This window comes from Bradyrhizobium sp. HKCCYLRH3073, assembly GCF_051167995.1.
Taxonomy (GTDB): domain Bacteria; phylum Pseudomonadota; class Alphaproteobacteria; order Rhizobiales; family Xanthobacteraceae; genus Bradyrhizobium.
On record NZ_JBNPUD010000008.1, the window covers coordinates 53,919 to 68,273 of the forward strand.

At 63.3% G+C, this 14,355-nt stretch carries 11 protein-coding genes, 1 tRNA gene and 2 pseudogenes; 9 read left to right on the forward strand and 5 right to left on the reverse strand.

Annotation, left to right across the window (positions count from 1 at the left end; all coding sequences use genetic code 11):
* The first annotated feature begins 68 nt into the window (after positions 1–68).
* The 3 genes from ACQR1X_RS19480 to ACQR1X_RS19490 all read left to right on the forward strand — a co-directional run bounded on the left by ACQR1X_RS19480 (position 69) and on the right by ACQR1X_RS19490 (position 2,939).
* Positions 69–458 (forward strand): response regulator, encoded by a 390-nt coding sequence (locus ACQR1X_RS19480; protein WP_315805471.1) that lies wholly within the window; start codon positions 69–71, stop codon positions 456–458.
* A gap of 594 nt (positions 459–1,052) precedes the next feature.
* Positions 1,053–2,288, forward strand: a complete 1,236-nt coding sequence (locus ACQR1X_RS19485; RefSeq protein ID WP_434899403.1) for a GGDEF domain-containing protein — start codon at positions 1,053–1,055, stop codon at positions 2,286–2,288.
* 21 nt (positions 2,289–2,309) lie between these two features.
* A complete protein-coding gene (locus ACQR1X_RS19490) occupies positions 2,310–2,939 on the forward strand; it encodes a peptidoglycan recognition protein family protein (protein WP_434899404.1) in 630 nt (209 codons plus the stop codon).
* A 76-nt stretch (positions 2,940–3,015) separates the two neighbouring features.
* Here ACQR1X_RS19490 and rpoH read toward each other — a convergent pair whose 3' ends face one another.
* Together rpoH and ACQR1X_RS19500 are read right to left on the reverse strand one after the other, a co-directional pair.
* Positions 3,016–3,915 carry an RNA polymerase sigma factor RpoH gene (rpoH, locus tag ACQR1X_RS19495; RefSeq protein WP_315805519.1) on the reverse strand — a complete coding sequence of 300 codons (900 nt, stop codon included), beginning with the start codon at positions 3,913–3,915 and terminating at the stop codon, positions 3,016–3,018.
* Positions 3,916–4,134: 219 nt separating this feature from the next.
* Entirely contained in the window at positions 4,135–5,115 is a 981-nt protein-coding gene (locus ACQR1X_RS19500) for an RluA family pseudouridine synthase (RefSeq protein WP_434899405.1), read from the reverse strand.
* Positions 5,116–5,146: 31 nt separating this feature from the next.
* Between ACQR1X_RS19500 and ACQR1X_RS19505 the strand changes: the two genes are divergently transcribed.
* Positions 5,147–5,485: a hypothetical protein gene (locus ACQR1X_RS19505; protein WP_316183578.1), complete on the forward strand. Its 339-nt coding sequence runs from the start codon at positions 5,147–5,149 to the stop codon at positions 5,483–5,485.
* 444 nt (positions 5,486–5,929) lie between these two features.
* Positions 5,930–6,004 (forward strand) — tRNA-Glu (locus ACQR1X_RS19510).
* A 189-nt stretch (positions 6,005–6,193) separates the two neighbouring features.
* Here the strand turns inward: ACQR1X_RS19510 and ACQR1X_RS19515 are convergent.
* Together ACQR1X_RS19515 and ACQR1X_RS19520 are read right to left on the reverse strand one after the other, a co-directional pair.
* A pseudogene (locus ACQR1X_RS19515) lies at positions 6,194–7,156 on the reverse strand (tyrosine-type recombinase/integrase); the annotation flags it as partial.
* Positions 7,086–7,361: a helix-turn-helix transcriptional regulator gene (locus ACQR1X_RS19520; protein WP_434899406.1), complete on the reverse strand. Its 276-nt coding sequence runs from the start codon at positions 7,359–7,361 to the stop codon at positions 7,086–7,088. The pseudogene ACQR1X_RS19515 and the gene ACQR1X_RS19520, both read right to left, overlap by 71 nt.
* 549 nt (positions 7,362–7,910) lie before the next feature.
* On the opposite strand from ACQR1X_RS19520, the gene ACQR1X_RS19525 reads away from it, so the two are divergent.
* From ACQR1X_RS19525 to ACQR1X_RS19540, 4 genes and pseudogenes are all read left to right on the forward strand, one after another.
* Positions 7,911–8,144 carry a helix-turn-helix domain-containing protein gene (locus tag ACQR1X_RS19525; RefSeq protein ID WP_316237032.1) on the forward strand — a complete coding sequence of 78 codons (234 nt, stop codon included), beginning with the start codon at positions 7,911–7,913 and terminating at the stop codon, positions 8,142–8,144.
* Positions 8,145–8,580: 436 nt separating this feature from the next.
* Positions 8,581–8,754 (forward strand): annotated as a pseudogene (locus tag ACQR1X_RS19530) (integrase core domain-containing protein); the annotation flags it as partial.
* 941 nt (positions 8,755–9,695) lie between these two features.
* The gene (locus tag ACQR1X_RS19535) at positions 9,696–10,157 is read left to right on the forward strand and encodes a mobile mystery protein A (protein ID WP_172133959.1); all 462 of its coding nucleotides are present in this window, start codon (positions 9,696–9,698) and stop codon (positions 10,155–10,157) included.
* Positions 10,154–10,750 carry a mobile mystery protein B gene (locus tag ACQR1X_RS19540; protein WP_172133936.1) on the forward strand — a complete coding sequence of 199 codons (597 nt, stop codon included), beginning with the start codon at positions 10,154–10,156 and terminating at the stop codon, positions 10,748–10,750. The genes ACQR1X_RS19535 and ACQR1X_RS19540 overlap by 4 nt, the downstream gene beginning before the upstream one ends.
* A 36-nt stretch (positions 10,751–10,786) precedes the next feature.
* Here the strand turns inward: ACQR1X_RS19540 and ACQR1X_RS19545 are convergent, their stop codons facing one another.
* Positions 10,787–14,353, reverse strand: coding sequence for an AAA family ATPase (locus tag ACQR1X_RS19545; protein WP_434899407.1), 3,567 nt, complete (start codon positions 14,351–14,353; stop codon positions 10,787–10,789).
* Positions 14,354–14,355: the final 2 nt, after the last annotated feature.

The window sequence follows — 14,355 nt, forward strand, 5'->3', positions numbered from 1 at the left end:
CCGAACCATCCGGCGGTTCAGCTTTTAACTCACATTACTTTACGAGCACACATTCGTGGAGGACCTGCATGGGACAGTCGCAACCTTTTCGCGCCACCGCACTGATCGTGGAAGACGATCTGGCGCAGCGCGAGATGATCACGCTGCTGCTCGAAGAGAGCGAGTACGACGTGATCGCGTGTGAGAGCGCGGAGGCCGCCGAACTCGTCCTGAACAAGCCGGGGCATCGCATCGTGCTGCTGATGACCGACGTCAATCTGGCGGGCCGCATGAACGGGGTCGAGCTTGCCCATGTCGCCAAGGCGCGTCACCCCCACATCAATGTGGTCGTCACGTCTGGCCGCCCGTTGTCGCAGCCGCTGCCGGGCGGCACGAAGTTCTGGAGCAAGCCGTGGGCGCCGCTGGACGTGCTGCGCGAGGCCGAGGTGACGCTCGAGCGCACGCCCGATATCGGATGAGGCAAGGTCTCGCGCCGCCAGCGTTGCTCAAAGGGTGATGCGTGGCAAACGCCGACCGGTGGAGACGTAGTAGAATCGGCTAGCGGTCGAGCCAACTGAGAGCCGGGTGGAAGCCGCGCTCCCACCCGGGAAGTGCAACTACTTCTTCTTGGCAGCCTTCTTGGTCTTCTTCGCAGCTTTCTTGGTGGCCTTTGCGGCCTTCTTCGCCTTCTTCGCCATGGAATCCTCGTCAGGAGTTTGATGGATTGCAACGCGACTTCGAGGCTTGCTGGCGCACGCCAGCCATGCATCATGCCTCGGGTGTCGATCCCAGCAGATTCGCGAAGCTCTGCCTCACGCCGTCACCAGCGCCGTTGCGCTTATCCACAGCTCGATGCATTGGCCGGCAAGTTGCGCCGCTGGCGCTCGGGTCCTGACAAGGTTAGCGGATCGTAAAAAGTGTCTTCATTGATTCAAAACCAAGGCGCAATCTTGGTTGCGCCCTTGAGGAACCGTTAACTGCGCCGCGCCCATGTTGCCCCGAACAACAGGGTAGCTCATGAGCGTGGCGTTATTGAACATCGAGGACAGGGCCTGCGGCGTCCTGCTGTCGGGATGCTGAACGTTCCGACGCTGTGGACCGCCTTCGTGGTCAATTTCCTCGCGTTGGGCCTGATCTGGGCCTACGTGATGCGCAGCTATCCCAATCTGGATTCGGCACGGTACTGGACGGCATCTGCGTTCATGTGCGCGCCGGCGGCGACATTCGCGCTGACGCGGTTCTATTTCGGCTCGTTCGTTCCGCTGCTGGCCGGCGGCTCGCTGATGACCTTCGCGATCTGCCTCGCGGCGATGGGCGTGGAGCGCTTCTACGGCTACAGGGCGTCGTGGCGGCTGAGCTTGACCGTCGTCGCGATGACCTGCGCGTCGATCGCATTTTTCCAATACGCATACGACCACGGCCCGCTGAGGATCCTGTGCTACTCGATCGGGCAGGCGGTCCCCATGGCGATCATCGCGCGGCTGGTGCTGGATGCGAGGCGCGGGCCCGTCAATCCGGGAGCGCGGCTGGCCGGCCTGCTGTCCGTTCTGATCATCGCGGTGTTTGCCGCGCGGTCGATCGGGGCGTTCATCGGCGCCGATTTCAATTTCAGCCACTCCACCAGCGGCCAGGCCGCCGCGGTGCTGCTGCTGATCTTCCTGTCGATGTCGCTCAATTTCGGCTTCCTGCTGATGGCGGTGGACCGGCTGCGCAACGAGGTCGCCGATCTCGCGCTGCTCGACGATCTCACCGGCGTCGCCAACCGCCGTCACCTGATGCAGCGCCTGAGCGAGGAGTGCGCGCGCGCCGAGCGCTCGCGACGGCCGTTCGCGCTGCTGGTGATCGACCTCGACGGCTTCAAGATCATCAACGACACCCATGGCCATGCTGCCGGCGATGCCTGCCTGCAGCACTTCACGCTGATGGCCCAGACCCGGCTGCGCCCCGGCGACATGCTGGCGCGCACCGGCGGCGACGAATTCTGCATCGTGCTGCCGGCGTCCTCGCTCCGCGAGGGCGCGATGATCGCGCGGCGCATCCTGCAGGTCTGCCGCGACGATGCGGAGGCCTGTGCCGGCGCCGAGGTGCCGATCGAGGTCTCGATCGGCGTCGCCGAATGGACCGAGGATGTCGGCGCATCCCCCGACCGGCTGATGGCGCGGGCGGACCAGGCGCTGTACGTCGCCAAGAAGGACGGCAAGAACCGCTATGCCGTCGTCACGCCCGATCACGAGACGCCGGCGCTGGCGCCGGACCAGATCGAGCCGCTGGTGGCAACGCCGCGCCGCCAGGATGCCGCCGCCGGGTAGGCGGTGCTATCATTGCCGGCCATGAGGCCGGTCCTGTTCTCCCTCCGCGCAGCGCTCGCGCTGCTTCTCGTCACGCTGCCTCCGCCGGCCTCGGCCGAGGACCTCGCCGCGCTGGCCCGATCATCCGGCACGCCGGAGATCCCGGGGCTCAGAATCGTCTGGCTGGCGCCATGGGGCGATCCGCACCAGGCTCATCCCTGGACCAACATCATCGTCCACCAGACCGAAGGGCCGGCCGGGTCGGCGCGGGCGGGGGCGCTGGCGCAGGCCAAGAACCCGAAACGGCGCGGCGTCACCCTGTGGGTCGAAACCGACGGCACCGTGTACTGGGCGGTGCCGGAAACCCTGGTCACGCTGCATGGCGACGGCGCCAATCGCAACGACAACCGCTATATCGACAACGGCCCGACCTATCGCAAGGTCGTGCGCGACAATTCCATCGGCGTGGAGTTCGCCGGCAACTATCCCGACGTCACCACGCCTCCCACCGAGGCCCAGATCGCCGCCTGGCGCATCCTCTCGAAGCTGCTCCGGCTGCGCTACAACATCCCGCGGGAGCGGATCTATGCGCACAACTGGATCGACTACAAGGACGCCCGCTACTGCGAGGGCTGTGCGCTCGCCGGGCTCGCCCGCGCCGCGCCGGACTGATCGCATCTAACAAAGAAGCCGGCGTCTCCGCCGGCTCCGATCGCATCCAAAGACCACCTTCAAGCAAGCCGCGCGTCTAGTGCGCGGCCTCCAGGGCCGCCGCCTCCTGCTTGGCGATGGCGCCCTTGACGGCGGACTGCACCTTCTCGAACGCGCGCACCTCGATCTGGCGGACGCGTTCGCGCGACACGCCGAACTCGGCCGCCAAGTCCTCGAGCGTCATCGGCTCGTCGGCCAGGCGCCGCGCCTCGAAGATGCGGCGCTCGCGCGCGTTGAGCACGCCGATCGCGCCGTTCAGCGCCTGCCGCCGGTGGTCGTACTCCTCGTGCTCGGCCATGATGGCTTCCTGGTTGGGCGAGTTATCGACCAGCCAGTCCTGCCACTCGCCCGCTTCGCCGTCGTCGCGGATCGGCGCGTTCAGCGAGGCGTCGCCGCCGAGGCGGCGGTTCATGTCGACCACGTCCTGATCGGTCACGCCGAGGCGCTTCGCGATCAGCTTGACCTGATCCGGATGCAGATCGCCTTCATCCAGCGCGTTGATCCGGCTCTTGGCCTTGCGCAGGTTGAAGAACAGCTTCTTCTGGTTCGCGGTCGTGCCCATCTTCACGAGCGACCACGATCTCAGGATGTACTCTTGTATCGACGCCTTGATCCACCACATGGCGTAGGTGGCAAGGCGAAAGCCCTTCTCGGGCTCGAACCTTTTCACCGCCTGCATCAGGCCGACATTGCCTTCCGAAACGACTTCGGATATCGGCAGGCCGTAGCCGCGATAGCCCATGGCGATCTTGGCCACGAGCCTGAGGTGGCTGGTCACGAGTTTATGCGCTGCGTCGCTGTCGTCATGCTCGCGCCAACGCTTGGCGAGCATGTACTCCTCCTGCGGTTCCAGCATCGGGAACTTGCGGATCTCGGCGAGGTAGCGTGAAAGTCCCGATTCTCCGTTGAGAACCGGCAGAGTAGCTGTACGGGCCATCGAGCGCCCTCCAGTTGGTTCAGGCCCCCGATAGCGGCGGGCCAGGCAAAGCGGTCGCTTGGTTAAAGCCGGCCGGTTTGCGACGTTCCATGCGTCGACCATTCGACGCAGGCGCAACATACACCATTTTCGCCCCCCGGTGGAAGGATTCCGGGGGTCACGACCCCGTGTGGCTCCATTAAGTTTTTGACATGCTTGCGTTTTTCTGAAGGTCCTGCGTCATAGCGCCGCTCGCAGGGCGCGCCCCAAAAGAGAAAGATCCTCCGGAAGCTCCGATTCCCAGCGCATTATTTCTCCCGTCCGGGGGTGCTCGATCACCAGCAGATAGGCGTGCAGCGCCTGCCGCCCGAGCGCCTCGAGCACCGCCCGCGCCCCTGGCGCGAGCTGGTTGGCCTTGGTCTTGAAATGCGGGCCATAGACGGCGTCGCCCATCAGCGGGTGCCCGAGATGGGCGAGATGCACGCGGATCTGGTGGGTGCGTCCAGTCTCGAGATGACAGGCGATCAGCGAGGCCACCGGCTTGCCGTCGCGGCCGGCAAAACTCTCCTGCACCTCGTAATGGGTAATCGCCTCGCGCCCCTTGGGCCGCACCGCCATCTTGTCGCGGGCATGCGGATGGCGGTCGATGGCCGCGTTGATGGTGCCATGCGGCCGGTGCGGCACGCCCCAGGCGAAAGCGAGATAGCCGCGCTCCATCGCGCCGGTGCGGCCGTGATCGGCGAACTGCGCGCTCAGCGAGGCGTGGGCGTGATCGTTCTTCGCGACCACCATCAGGCCGGTGGTGTCCTTGTCCAGCCGGTGCACGATGCCCGGCCGCTTGACCCCGCCGATCCCCGAAAGACTGGCGCCGCAATGCGCGATCAGCGCGTTGACCAGCGTGCCGGTCTCGTGCCCGGCGGCGGGATGCACGACCAGGCCGGCCGGCTTGTCGATGACGATGATGTCGTCGTCCTCGTAGATGATTTTCAGCGGGATCGCCTCGGCCGCAGGCTCGGCCGGGACGGCCTCCGGAACGTCGATTGTGATCGTGTCGCCGGCTGTGACGTGATAAGCGGGGTCCCGCACCGCCGCCGCGCGGAGCGACACCTGTCCGGCCAGGATCAGCGCCTTCAGCCGCGACCGCGACAGCTCCGGCAGCCTGGCTGCCAGCACGCGATCGAGCCGCGGCGAGCCTTCGTCGCCGGCGACAATGACCGTCATCAGACCGTGGGATTGTGAAGTCGAGATGTCCATGAACTCTACCGTTGCGCCCGAGCCGTCCTCGCCCGAGCAGGCCCAGCTGATGGCGCGGCTGCGGCGCATGATGATGATCGCGGGCGTGACCACCTCGATCGCGATCGCCGTGCTCCTGGTCGCCATCGGCTACCGCCTTTTCCGCGGCGAGGGAAGCACAGCTTCGGGCCCGGACCTCACCGCCATGCTCCCGAAGGGCGCCCGCATCGTCGCCACCGGCACCGCCGGCGACCGCCTCGCGGTGACCCTGGATGTGGGGGGCACCACGGAGATCCGCACCTTCGACGCCAAGACCCTGAAACCCACCGGCCGCCTCCGCTTCGCGGTGGAACCGTAAGGGCAGGGCGGTTTCGCCCGCCCGTTTCGGCCCCTCTCTCTTTTGGCCCCACCTCCGACGACACGGGCAGTCAGCGCCTCCCCCGCCTGCGGGGCGAGACGAGCGAAGCTCGCTCTGAGAGCTTGCATCGCATCTTCAGTGCGATGCGAGTGGGGGGAACTCTCTCCATTGGCACCAGCGCCCGCGGCGCCCCCACCCCAACCCTCCCCCGCAAGCGGGAGAGGGAGCCCACAGCCTTCGCGGCCGGCTGCTTTCATCCCATGATGGCCGAATGAGCGATCCTCGCCACCCGGGGCAGTCCGTTCCCCTCCCCCTTGTGGGGAGGGGCTAGGGGAGGGGGCCCACACGGGGAAAGACCCTTGGGGCACGGACACCGCACCCCCACAAATTCTGCATCCGCCGTCTTGCGGCGCGGCGCGTTCAAGGCTATGCGGTTCACCTCACGCTCCCTTCGTCTAGCGGTTAGGACGCGGCCCTCTCAAGGCTGAAACAGGGGTTCGATTCCCCTAGGGAGCGCCAGTTCTGCCTTTCCCCCGCTGATTTCCTTGAGCTTTTGGTCGGTTTTCCCAAACCGGCAGATTGCGTTTGGGGAAAGTCGTTCGCCTTGTGTCCTTCAAGGCGCGCCAGAGCATCGACCGCAAGGCTCGCCTGATCAGCCTCCTCGGTGTATCGCTCAGCTTCTGCAAGAGTGGTGTGGCCAAGCACGGACATGATCATCTTTGCCGTCGCGCCAGCCTCCGCCAGACGGCGGCCGGTTGCCTTCCGCAAACCGTGTGGCTGACAACCAAGCGGCAGGCCTGCGTCAGTAATCGCGTCCCGCATCCATTGGCTGAAGCCGTCGACGCTGAAGGACTGGCCGTAGGCGGTCGTGATGATCGACACGTGGTCACGCTTCGCGATGGCCAAGGCCGAAAGCAGGTCACGGTGGAGCGGAATTAACAATCGTCGTCCTGTCTTTTGCTGCGCGACGGCGATTCTGTTCTCGGGCGTGATGTGGGACCATGCCATGCGGACCACGTCGGATCGTCGTTGGCCCGTGTTCAGGAACAGTTCGAAAGCCAGCCGCTGTTTGGTTTCCAGAGGCCACTTCTTGCGGAAAAGCTCGATCTCGTCCTCGGTCCAAGATCTGATGCGCTGAAGCTTGGGTCGCTTTATCCCGAGTGACGGATCGTGCTTGATCCATCCGATGTTGATTGCGTGACGGATCAGAATGCGAAGTTTCTTGAGAGTATCGAGAGCCGCGCCGGGCCGATCGGCGAACGGCTGAAGAATGCCGGTGATGATGCGCTCGCGAGAAAGTCCAGCGACGGTCCGATGCCCGTGCTCGATTCTGATGGCCTCGAGGCGTCTGCCGTACCCCTCCTTGCTGGTCTTTCGAAGGCCGATGTACTCCGAGCTTCGCATGTAAGAGGCGATCAGCGCGGAGATTGTGCCCTGAACGGGAGAGCGGATTTCGGGTCTCGACGTTGTCACCTGACCTAGAAGGGCGCTTTGGTAGGCTGACATGAACTCAGGGCTGGTCGGGTCATCTGGCAGGCGAATGCGCCGACCCTTGCCGCGCCGAAATGACAGGTACGTATGCCCCTTGACGTGATTGCGCTCAACGTATGGCGGCAACCTTCGAGGCATCGACATCGCTCCACGTCTCGTCAAGGCCAGGATCATTGCCATCTGAAGGCAGCAGATCAATGGCAGTGTCCAGTTCTCGGACGTCCCATGCTTTCCGGCGCTCGCCGAGAATTTTGGGCCTTGGCATGGTGCCTGCTCGCACCATTTGATCAAAGACGTTGGCGGAAACGCAGATATAGGCGGCTGCCGCCTCGCGTGTAATGAGCCGCGGCTTGAGTGATGACGGGAGAGCCGTCTGCCTTGGCATCGATCGGATACCCTTTCCGAAGCCCTGTGCACCTGCCGGAAAAAAACACCGGAGGACGTGTCTAGGCCTTGGATCAGGTAACAGTGAAGGTCTTTGCGTCCTTCGGAAGTGTCATCGCGCTATCGGAAGCAAAAGGGTCGGTTCACGGGCTCTATCGCGGGTGCTCATCGTCTGCTTGCGAGGCGTCATCCTGCTCAGACACGAGGAGCTCGGAGACGCGAGAGACAGCGTCCGAGTGACTGCGAATCATCCCGCTCCACGTTTTGCTCTCCCGCGTTTCGCCGCGAAGTGGACCTCCCAAAATCGTGGTGATGAAGCCGCAGACCGGGGCGGCGGACACGGTGCGCTCGCACGTTAAGCTTGCGACTGTAATGACCACGTTGCCATGTTCTATCGCGGTCACTGCCACGGCACGACCCTGCGAATTTGGTTCGGCGAAACGACCTTGCGACACAGAACCTCCTCTCAGGCCGATCAGGCGTTACATACTTTAGTGGATACATACTATAGTTGATAAAAACCATGCGCGCAATGGGCTGACTTCTGCCCATGGACATGCGTCGATTGGTTGGCCGCAACGTTCTGCGGATCCGAAAAAACAAAGGAATGACTCAGGAGAAGCTGGCGGAGATTTCTGGCTTCAGCCAGCAATACATAAGCGGCCTGGAGAAGGGGCAGCGCAACCCAACTGTCGTGACGATTTACGAACTGTCGGTCGCCCTCGATGTGGATTATCTCGAGCTACTGAAGCCCGACGCTCGGTCGAAGATTGCGAAGGAATAGCGCGCTCTGCAAACAGCTCGCGGACGCCGATATGCGAACCCCCCCCATAGGCGCCGCATTGGACTCACTTACCTGGCCGCGGCAACGAACAGGGAAGGGGTGGCCTTCAAGAAGGGGAGTGCTGCATCGAGCCGCGTGGCAGTCTGCGACGACGGCATGACGACCTACTCCTTCTTGACGTACGCTATCGGCTCGCCTTTCAAAATGATTGCCTTTCCCGACCTATAATTTCCTCGGCCGCTCCGCAATCACTGTCAGAAAGCTCGACAATTGTGCACCTGCGTCAAGCCTCCTTGAAGGCATCCATCAACGTCGCCACGTGCGATCGCACTGTAGATCTTAGCTTTCGGCCCACCCATCATTGGCTCTCAAGGGCGCTTGGTTTGTTGGTTGGCCTGGTCTTTAGGCCGAGCTGCAGGATGTGCTACCGAAGTAGACCCTGTTCACTTCGTTTCCCCGGGCCCGCGTCGCGCTCCCATGCTGGCGGAACGACTACAATAATCGCGTCCCCACTCCCGGCTCGGGTGGAAGACGCCGAACAGTTCGAGCCCATGTGCAGCCCACCTGGGATCCGCCGCTGCGCTATGTGGAAGGCTCCACCCCAGTCCCGACGCTGCTCCTGTTGTGGATCTCGTGCGCGATCTTGTACGCCGCCTACTCGAGCTTCAGGTTATCTGCCGGGCTGACCACGTTTCAGGATGCCATCGAGACATTGCGTCTGCAGCCCGGCGCTCTTCTGGCGCTAATCCTGTACGCGCCTGCCGTATTCGTCGTCGCTCTCACCCCGTGGGCGCGGCGAAAGCGGTCGGCTTTTCAGGCGGTCCTCCTCTCGAACGCCATACTGCTCGGCGCGCCCGCGATCTTTTTCCTGACGATCTGGGCGTGCGCGAAACTCTAAAGGCGATGTCGTGAGAAGGTGATCGCGAACGCGAGACAGATATTCGAATTGCGGCCGTCTTCAATTCACCGGGGTGTTCAGGTCTGCAAGGATCGTGTCGATCATTTTTTATTCCTCTCTTCGTGGTCAAGGGTTGCATCGGTGCGATGCAGCCTTGGCCCTCGCCGAGAGCGGGGTGTGTAAGCCGCAAGGAGAATCTCGCGGGGTTGGGTGCGGGCGCAGGCTTTAGCCGAGCCACGGCAAGCGAGATTGTCCTTGGCGGCGCCGCCACGGCAAGCGAGATTGTCCTTGGCGGCGCGCCGACGGGGTGGCGCCCCTAAGCGCTTCGACGCGGGGAGCGTCGGGAAAACGGTGCGCGAGGGATCGAAGCCGGAGGGCGGAGACAAAGCCCGTCAGCGTGGCTCCGTTCACAAGAGCCCGGTCGGCCATTAGCCGACGCGCCATGTTGAAAAAAAAGTGACGTTTCCCGAGCGTTTTCGACAGGGCGCTTGTGTCCCGCATCTCTTGAAATTACTCGGTTCTTTGATTCCGTCGATCCTGCGTCAGCCTCTAGTCTGAGTTTTACAATTGGAAAATCAGTCTGCGGTATGATATTGTCGGCTCTAAAATCAAACCATAATCTGATACAAGTGTCAGGGAATTCAGGCTCTGCTATGAAACCGACCCTCCGTCAACATGCCCGTCATCGGCTCGACGAGCGCCTCGCGGCTCTTAAGCCCACGGACCGCTTTACCCCGCCTCCGAAAGGGTGGGTAAAGGCGATCCGCGAAGCGCTTGGCATGACCGGCGTGCAATTCGCCCGCCGGATGCAGGTCAGTCCGCAAAGCGCGGACGCGCTCGAAAAATCCGAAGCCACCGGCACGGTTCAGCTCAAGACCCTGCGCCGCGCCGCCGAGGCGCTCGACTGCACGCTTGTCTATGCGCTCGTGCCGAATGCGACGCTCGATGGCGCCGTGCGCACGCGCGCGCGAAAGATCGCCATGCGCGATCTCGGCCGCATTGCGCATACCATGAAGCTGGAAGCGCAAGGCACGGGCGATGCCGGTCTCGAAGCGAGGATCGAGGCCTATATCCGCGAGCATCTCAACGACCGCGATCTCTGGGACGAGCGATGACGGATCTGTTTCAGGAGCCGAACGATGCGACGCCGCTCGCTCCCGAAGAACGCGCGGGTCTGTTGCAGGCCTGGATCACGAACCGGCAGGACCTCAACGAGGCCGAGGAAGCGAACATCATCGATGGCGCGGCCTGGGCGCGCCGCCGGCGTGGACAAAAGCCTGCCGATCTGCTGACCGAGGATTTCGTCAAGAACCTCCACAAGCAAATGCTGGGCGACGTCTGGGACTGGGCCGGCACCTATCGCCAGACCGAACGCAATATCGGAATTGACGCCTTCCGCATCCCCACGGAAGTGCCAGCTTTGCTCGACGACGTGCGGTTCTGGGTAGAAAACAAGACCTATCCGCCCGACGAGATTGCGGTCCGGTTGCATCACCGGCTGGTTGCGATTCATCCGTTTCCGAACGGCAACGGCCGGCACGCGCGACTCATGGCCGACCTGCTGATCGAACGGCTCGGCGGTGAGCCCTTCAGTTGGGGCGGCGGCAGCCTTGCCGATGTCGGCACGCTGCGCGCGCGCTATGTCGCGGCCCTGCAAGCCGCCGACAATCACGACATCGGGCCGCTGTTGGAATTCGCGCGGTCCTGATGCTTTGAGGAAACTCCTTTCATGGAGACCTCGCTGTCACTCCGCAGCGGCAATCGCCAAAGGCGCCTGATACGCCACAGCGGGGCCGTCCAATTCGGTGACGGACATCCCGTCGCCCAAAGCTTCCCGCGCCACGTCTATCAGATGCTTGTGATGCGTGAAGAAGAGAACCTGTGTCTTCTTTGCGATCTCGCCGAGAACTTGAAAGCCGGCCCGCGAGCGATCGTCGTCAAAGTTGATGAACAGGTCGTCGGCCACGAAGGGCAGGGGCCTGGCGTGGCCGAGATAGTCTTCGACGGCTGCGAGCCGCAGCGCCAAATAGAGCTGATCCGCGGTGCCCGTGCTCATGCCTGACACCGGAACGCTCCCGCCGCCGCGTCGGATGCCGGCGAGATGCGCGTTGTCGTGCTGGTCCAGTTCAAGCTGAAGCTCGGTGAAGGACTGGCCGGTCAGCGTGGAAAAGAGCTGTCCGGCACGCTTGAGAAGCGGCGCCTGCTTTTCGCGCCGGTATCGGTCAATGGCATGACGCAGGACAATGCCCGCGCTCCGCAGCCTGACATAGCGCTCCGCGATCTCGCTCATTTCAGCGAGCGCCGATTGCCGGTCCACGGCGGCGCGGGCGGCGCCGTCGGCGCCGCCGACGGCGTCAAAATTCTTCCGGGCATCTCTCTGGGTTTGCCGCATATCGACAAGCTGGTCCCGAAGAGCCTGAAGCTCCTCGCCTGCGGTCGCCTCGCGCGCGGCCAGATGATCGGGGTCGGCGCCGGCACACTCGGTTTCGAGCTCGGCGACGGTGAGGCCGTCGCCGTCAGAGGAAAGCGTACTGGTGACAGAGTCCATGTCTCCGCGGAGAGCGCGCATGGTGTCGGACCGTTTGATGGCATCCTTCAGATCGTCGAGTGAGGTAACGGCGGCCGCCGCTTGCAATGAAACGATGGCCTTTTGCGCGCCTGCGCCGGACTTGCGGCATTCCTCCACTTTTTGCTGCTGCTCGGTAAGCGCCTTGTCTTTCGCCGCAATCTCGTCCCGGATTTTGATGGCTTCACCGGAGCGGCGGTGCAGTTCAAGGATTGCGTCGTCGGCCGCTGTGGCGGCAAGGTCGGCCGCGATCGCCTTAACAAGCTCTGCAACCTCTTCCTCGAATGCCGTGATGTCCCGTTCGATCTTCTCGATGCGTTCCTGCCGCAGGTCCGTAATCCTGGCTGCGATCTCGCGCATTTCATCGAGAATGCCGAGCTGAACAAGCAGCGTCTCGTGAGGGACGCTCTGGTCCACACCCAGGCTGGCGAGGGCGGCGGCTGATTTGTCCTGCCACTCAGACCGCCGTGTTTGGGCGGCGGCTAGCGCCGCCTTTTTTCGCGCTGCTTCGGCATTTGCCGATTTCAAAGAGTCTTCCAGGGCCTTTCTGGTCTCGTCCTGCTTCTCGAAGCGTTTGTGGGCGTCGGCAGCGAACTCTATGACGACGCGTAAAGGCTTGGACGAAATCTGGCTGGGGTCGACGCCAAGGGGCGTCAGTTCCTTTGCGAGCAGTGATTTGCTCGCGTCTTCCTCTGTGCGAAGAGAATCTGCATTGCGCTCTGCGGCTTCGATTTTTCCCGCGCAGTCGATGGCCTGCGCCCGCAGATCGAGCCATGCGAGCATCTCGTCGGGCGCAGCCGGAGCAATGCCTGTATTTGCCCAAAGCGTTGTCCACGCGCCGTCAAGCCTTTGCTGCTCCGCTGTCAGCGCGCCGTTTTCAGCCTTGAGCGCATCAAGCAGTTCCTGCTGCTCGGCGCGTTGCCGTCCAATTTCGGCAAGCCGGGCTGCGGCTTGCGCATTGTCAAAACGGCGGTCGGCCGCATCGTCAACGTCTCGGACAGCGCCCTCATAAGCATCGGGCAGGGTGCCGCGCCCCTGGAACGCTTCGATTTCGTCGTCACCGACAGGCGCATTATCAAGATGCTTTCTGCGGATGATCGACCAGCCGAGATCGCGCCGCTCCCGCAGACTGCGAAGGCCTTCCAGCGAGACGGCGTTTTCCGTCTTGGCGATGCGGGCATAGGCTTTGTCGTGGCGGAGGCATTCCTGTTCGGCTGCGCGGATGCGCTCCAGGCAGGCCTGCGTGCGTCGCTCGTGGTCGCGCACGGCATCACGATGCGCCTGTATGGCGTCCTTGGACGGCGGCGCGAGGGCCGCAAGGTCGGCCAGAGATGTAGCCTTCGGCCAGATCGATTTCAGAAGGCGTTCGGAAGCGGCCGACGCTTCCTTGGCGTCACGCTCGGCGGCGGCAATACGCGCAGCGATGTCGCCGGCCTCGCGACAGGTTTTGATGACAGCACCAAGCGTCGAAACATCCGGCACAGCCGGCGCGTCGGCAAGTGTCTGAACCAGCTCGGCAGCCTTGTTTTCGGCTTCCTGCGCTGTCTCTTCTGCACTGGCGACCGCCGAGTCCATCTCCCCGCGTTGATTGAGCAGGGAGCGAATGCTAGCGAGCGCGGTGCGGGTCGGAATACGCGCGACAATCGCGGCGGCATCGCCTGGTGTCCAGCCGATTTCGGCGGCAAGGCCTGCAAGCTGCGATTCCGCGACTGCGAGTTCCGCGCGCCGCTTCGGCAGGTCGCTTCGGCGGTCGCGGATGGTGATGCGTCTTTCGTGCAGGCGCGCGATGTCCTCGCCCCTGATCAGAAAATTCTCATCGTAAACGAGCAGGGAGCGCTCGCGCTCGAGCTTGGCGATCTCTTCATTGAGTGTGTCAATGCGGGTAGCCGCGATGTTCTGATCGCGGATGGCATCGGCCAGTATAACTGCGGCGTCCTGCGGCAGCGAAACCGTCTCACCAAGTTGCTGGATGGCGGCGTCGATCTCGGCGCGCTTGCGCACGTCGCGGCAGACCCGGCGCACGCGGGTCAGTTTCCGGTGTTCGGCTGCCTTCGATTCGATGTCAGCTTCCAATTTGGCGATGGCCGCGTCCGCCTCTTCGACGGCGGTCTTGAGGTCCTGCCATTTGGTAGCGGCGAAGGTATGCTCGCGCAAAGCGGCTTCAGCAGCTTTCAGCTTCTCGTCGGCCTGGTAGAATTTGCGGTGCCCCGCGCGGCGACTGGCCCAAAGCGTATCGGCTTCCTCTTCAAGCGCTTTCAGGCGTTGCCGAAGCCCTGATATCCCGGCACCGGCGGAGAAGAGCATTTGTCCGACATCGTCCTGGGCCTGAAGGATTTCCTGGCCGCCGGTTCGCAGGCGTTCATGGTCCAGGCAAAACATTCGCACAAAAAAAGCACGGTCGGCTCCTGCAAGAAACGAAGCGAGACCCGACTCGCCAGCGGGAAAGGGGACGCCGTTGCCGTCGATGATGGTGTCGCGGTTGCCCTTGCGGCGGCGGATGTCGAGCTGCCCGCCTTCGGTCTCAAGAAGGGCGCCGATACGCATCGTGTTGTAGTCGTGCGTGAAGTTGCGCGTGGAATTGTGAGGGATACCGAACAGCAGGTCCTCGATGGCAGAAAGAGCCGTGGATTTGCCGGCTTCATTGGGGCCGACGACAAAATGTAAATCCGGCTGGCCTGGCGGCATGTGCAATGCAGCGTCGGTGAAATGCCCGTAGCGGAGAAGGTCGAGTCGGCGGATGCGCATGA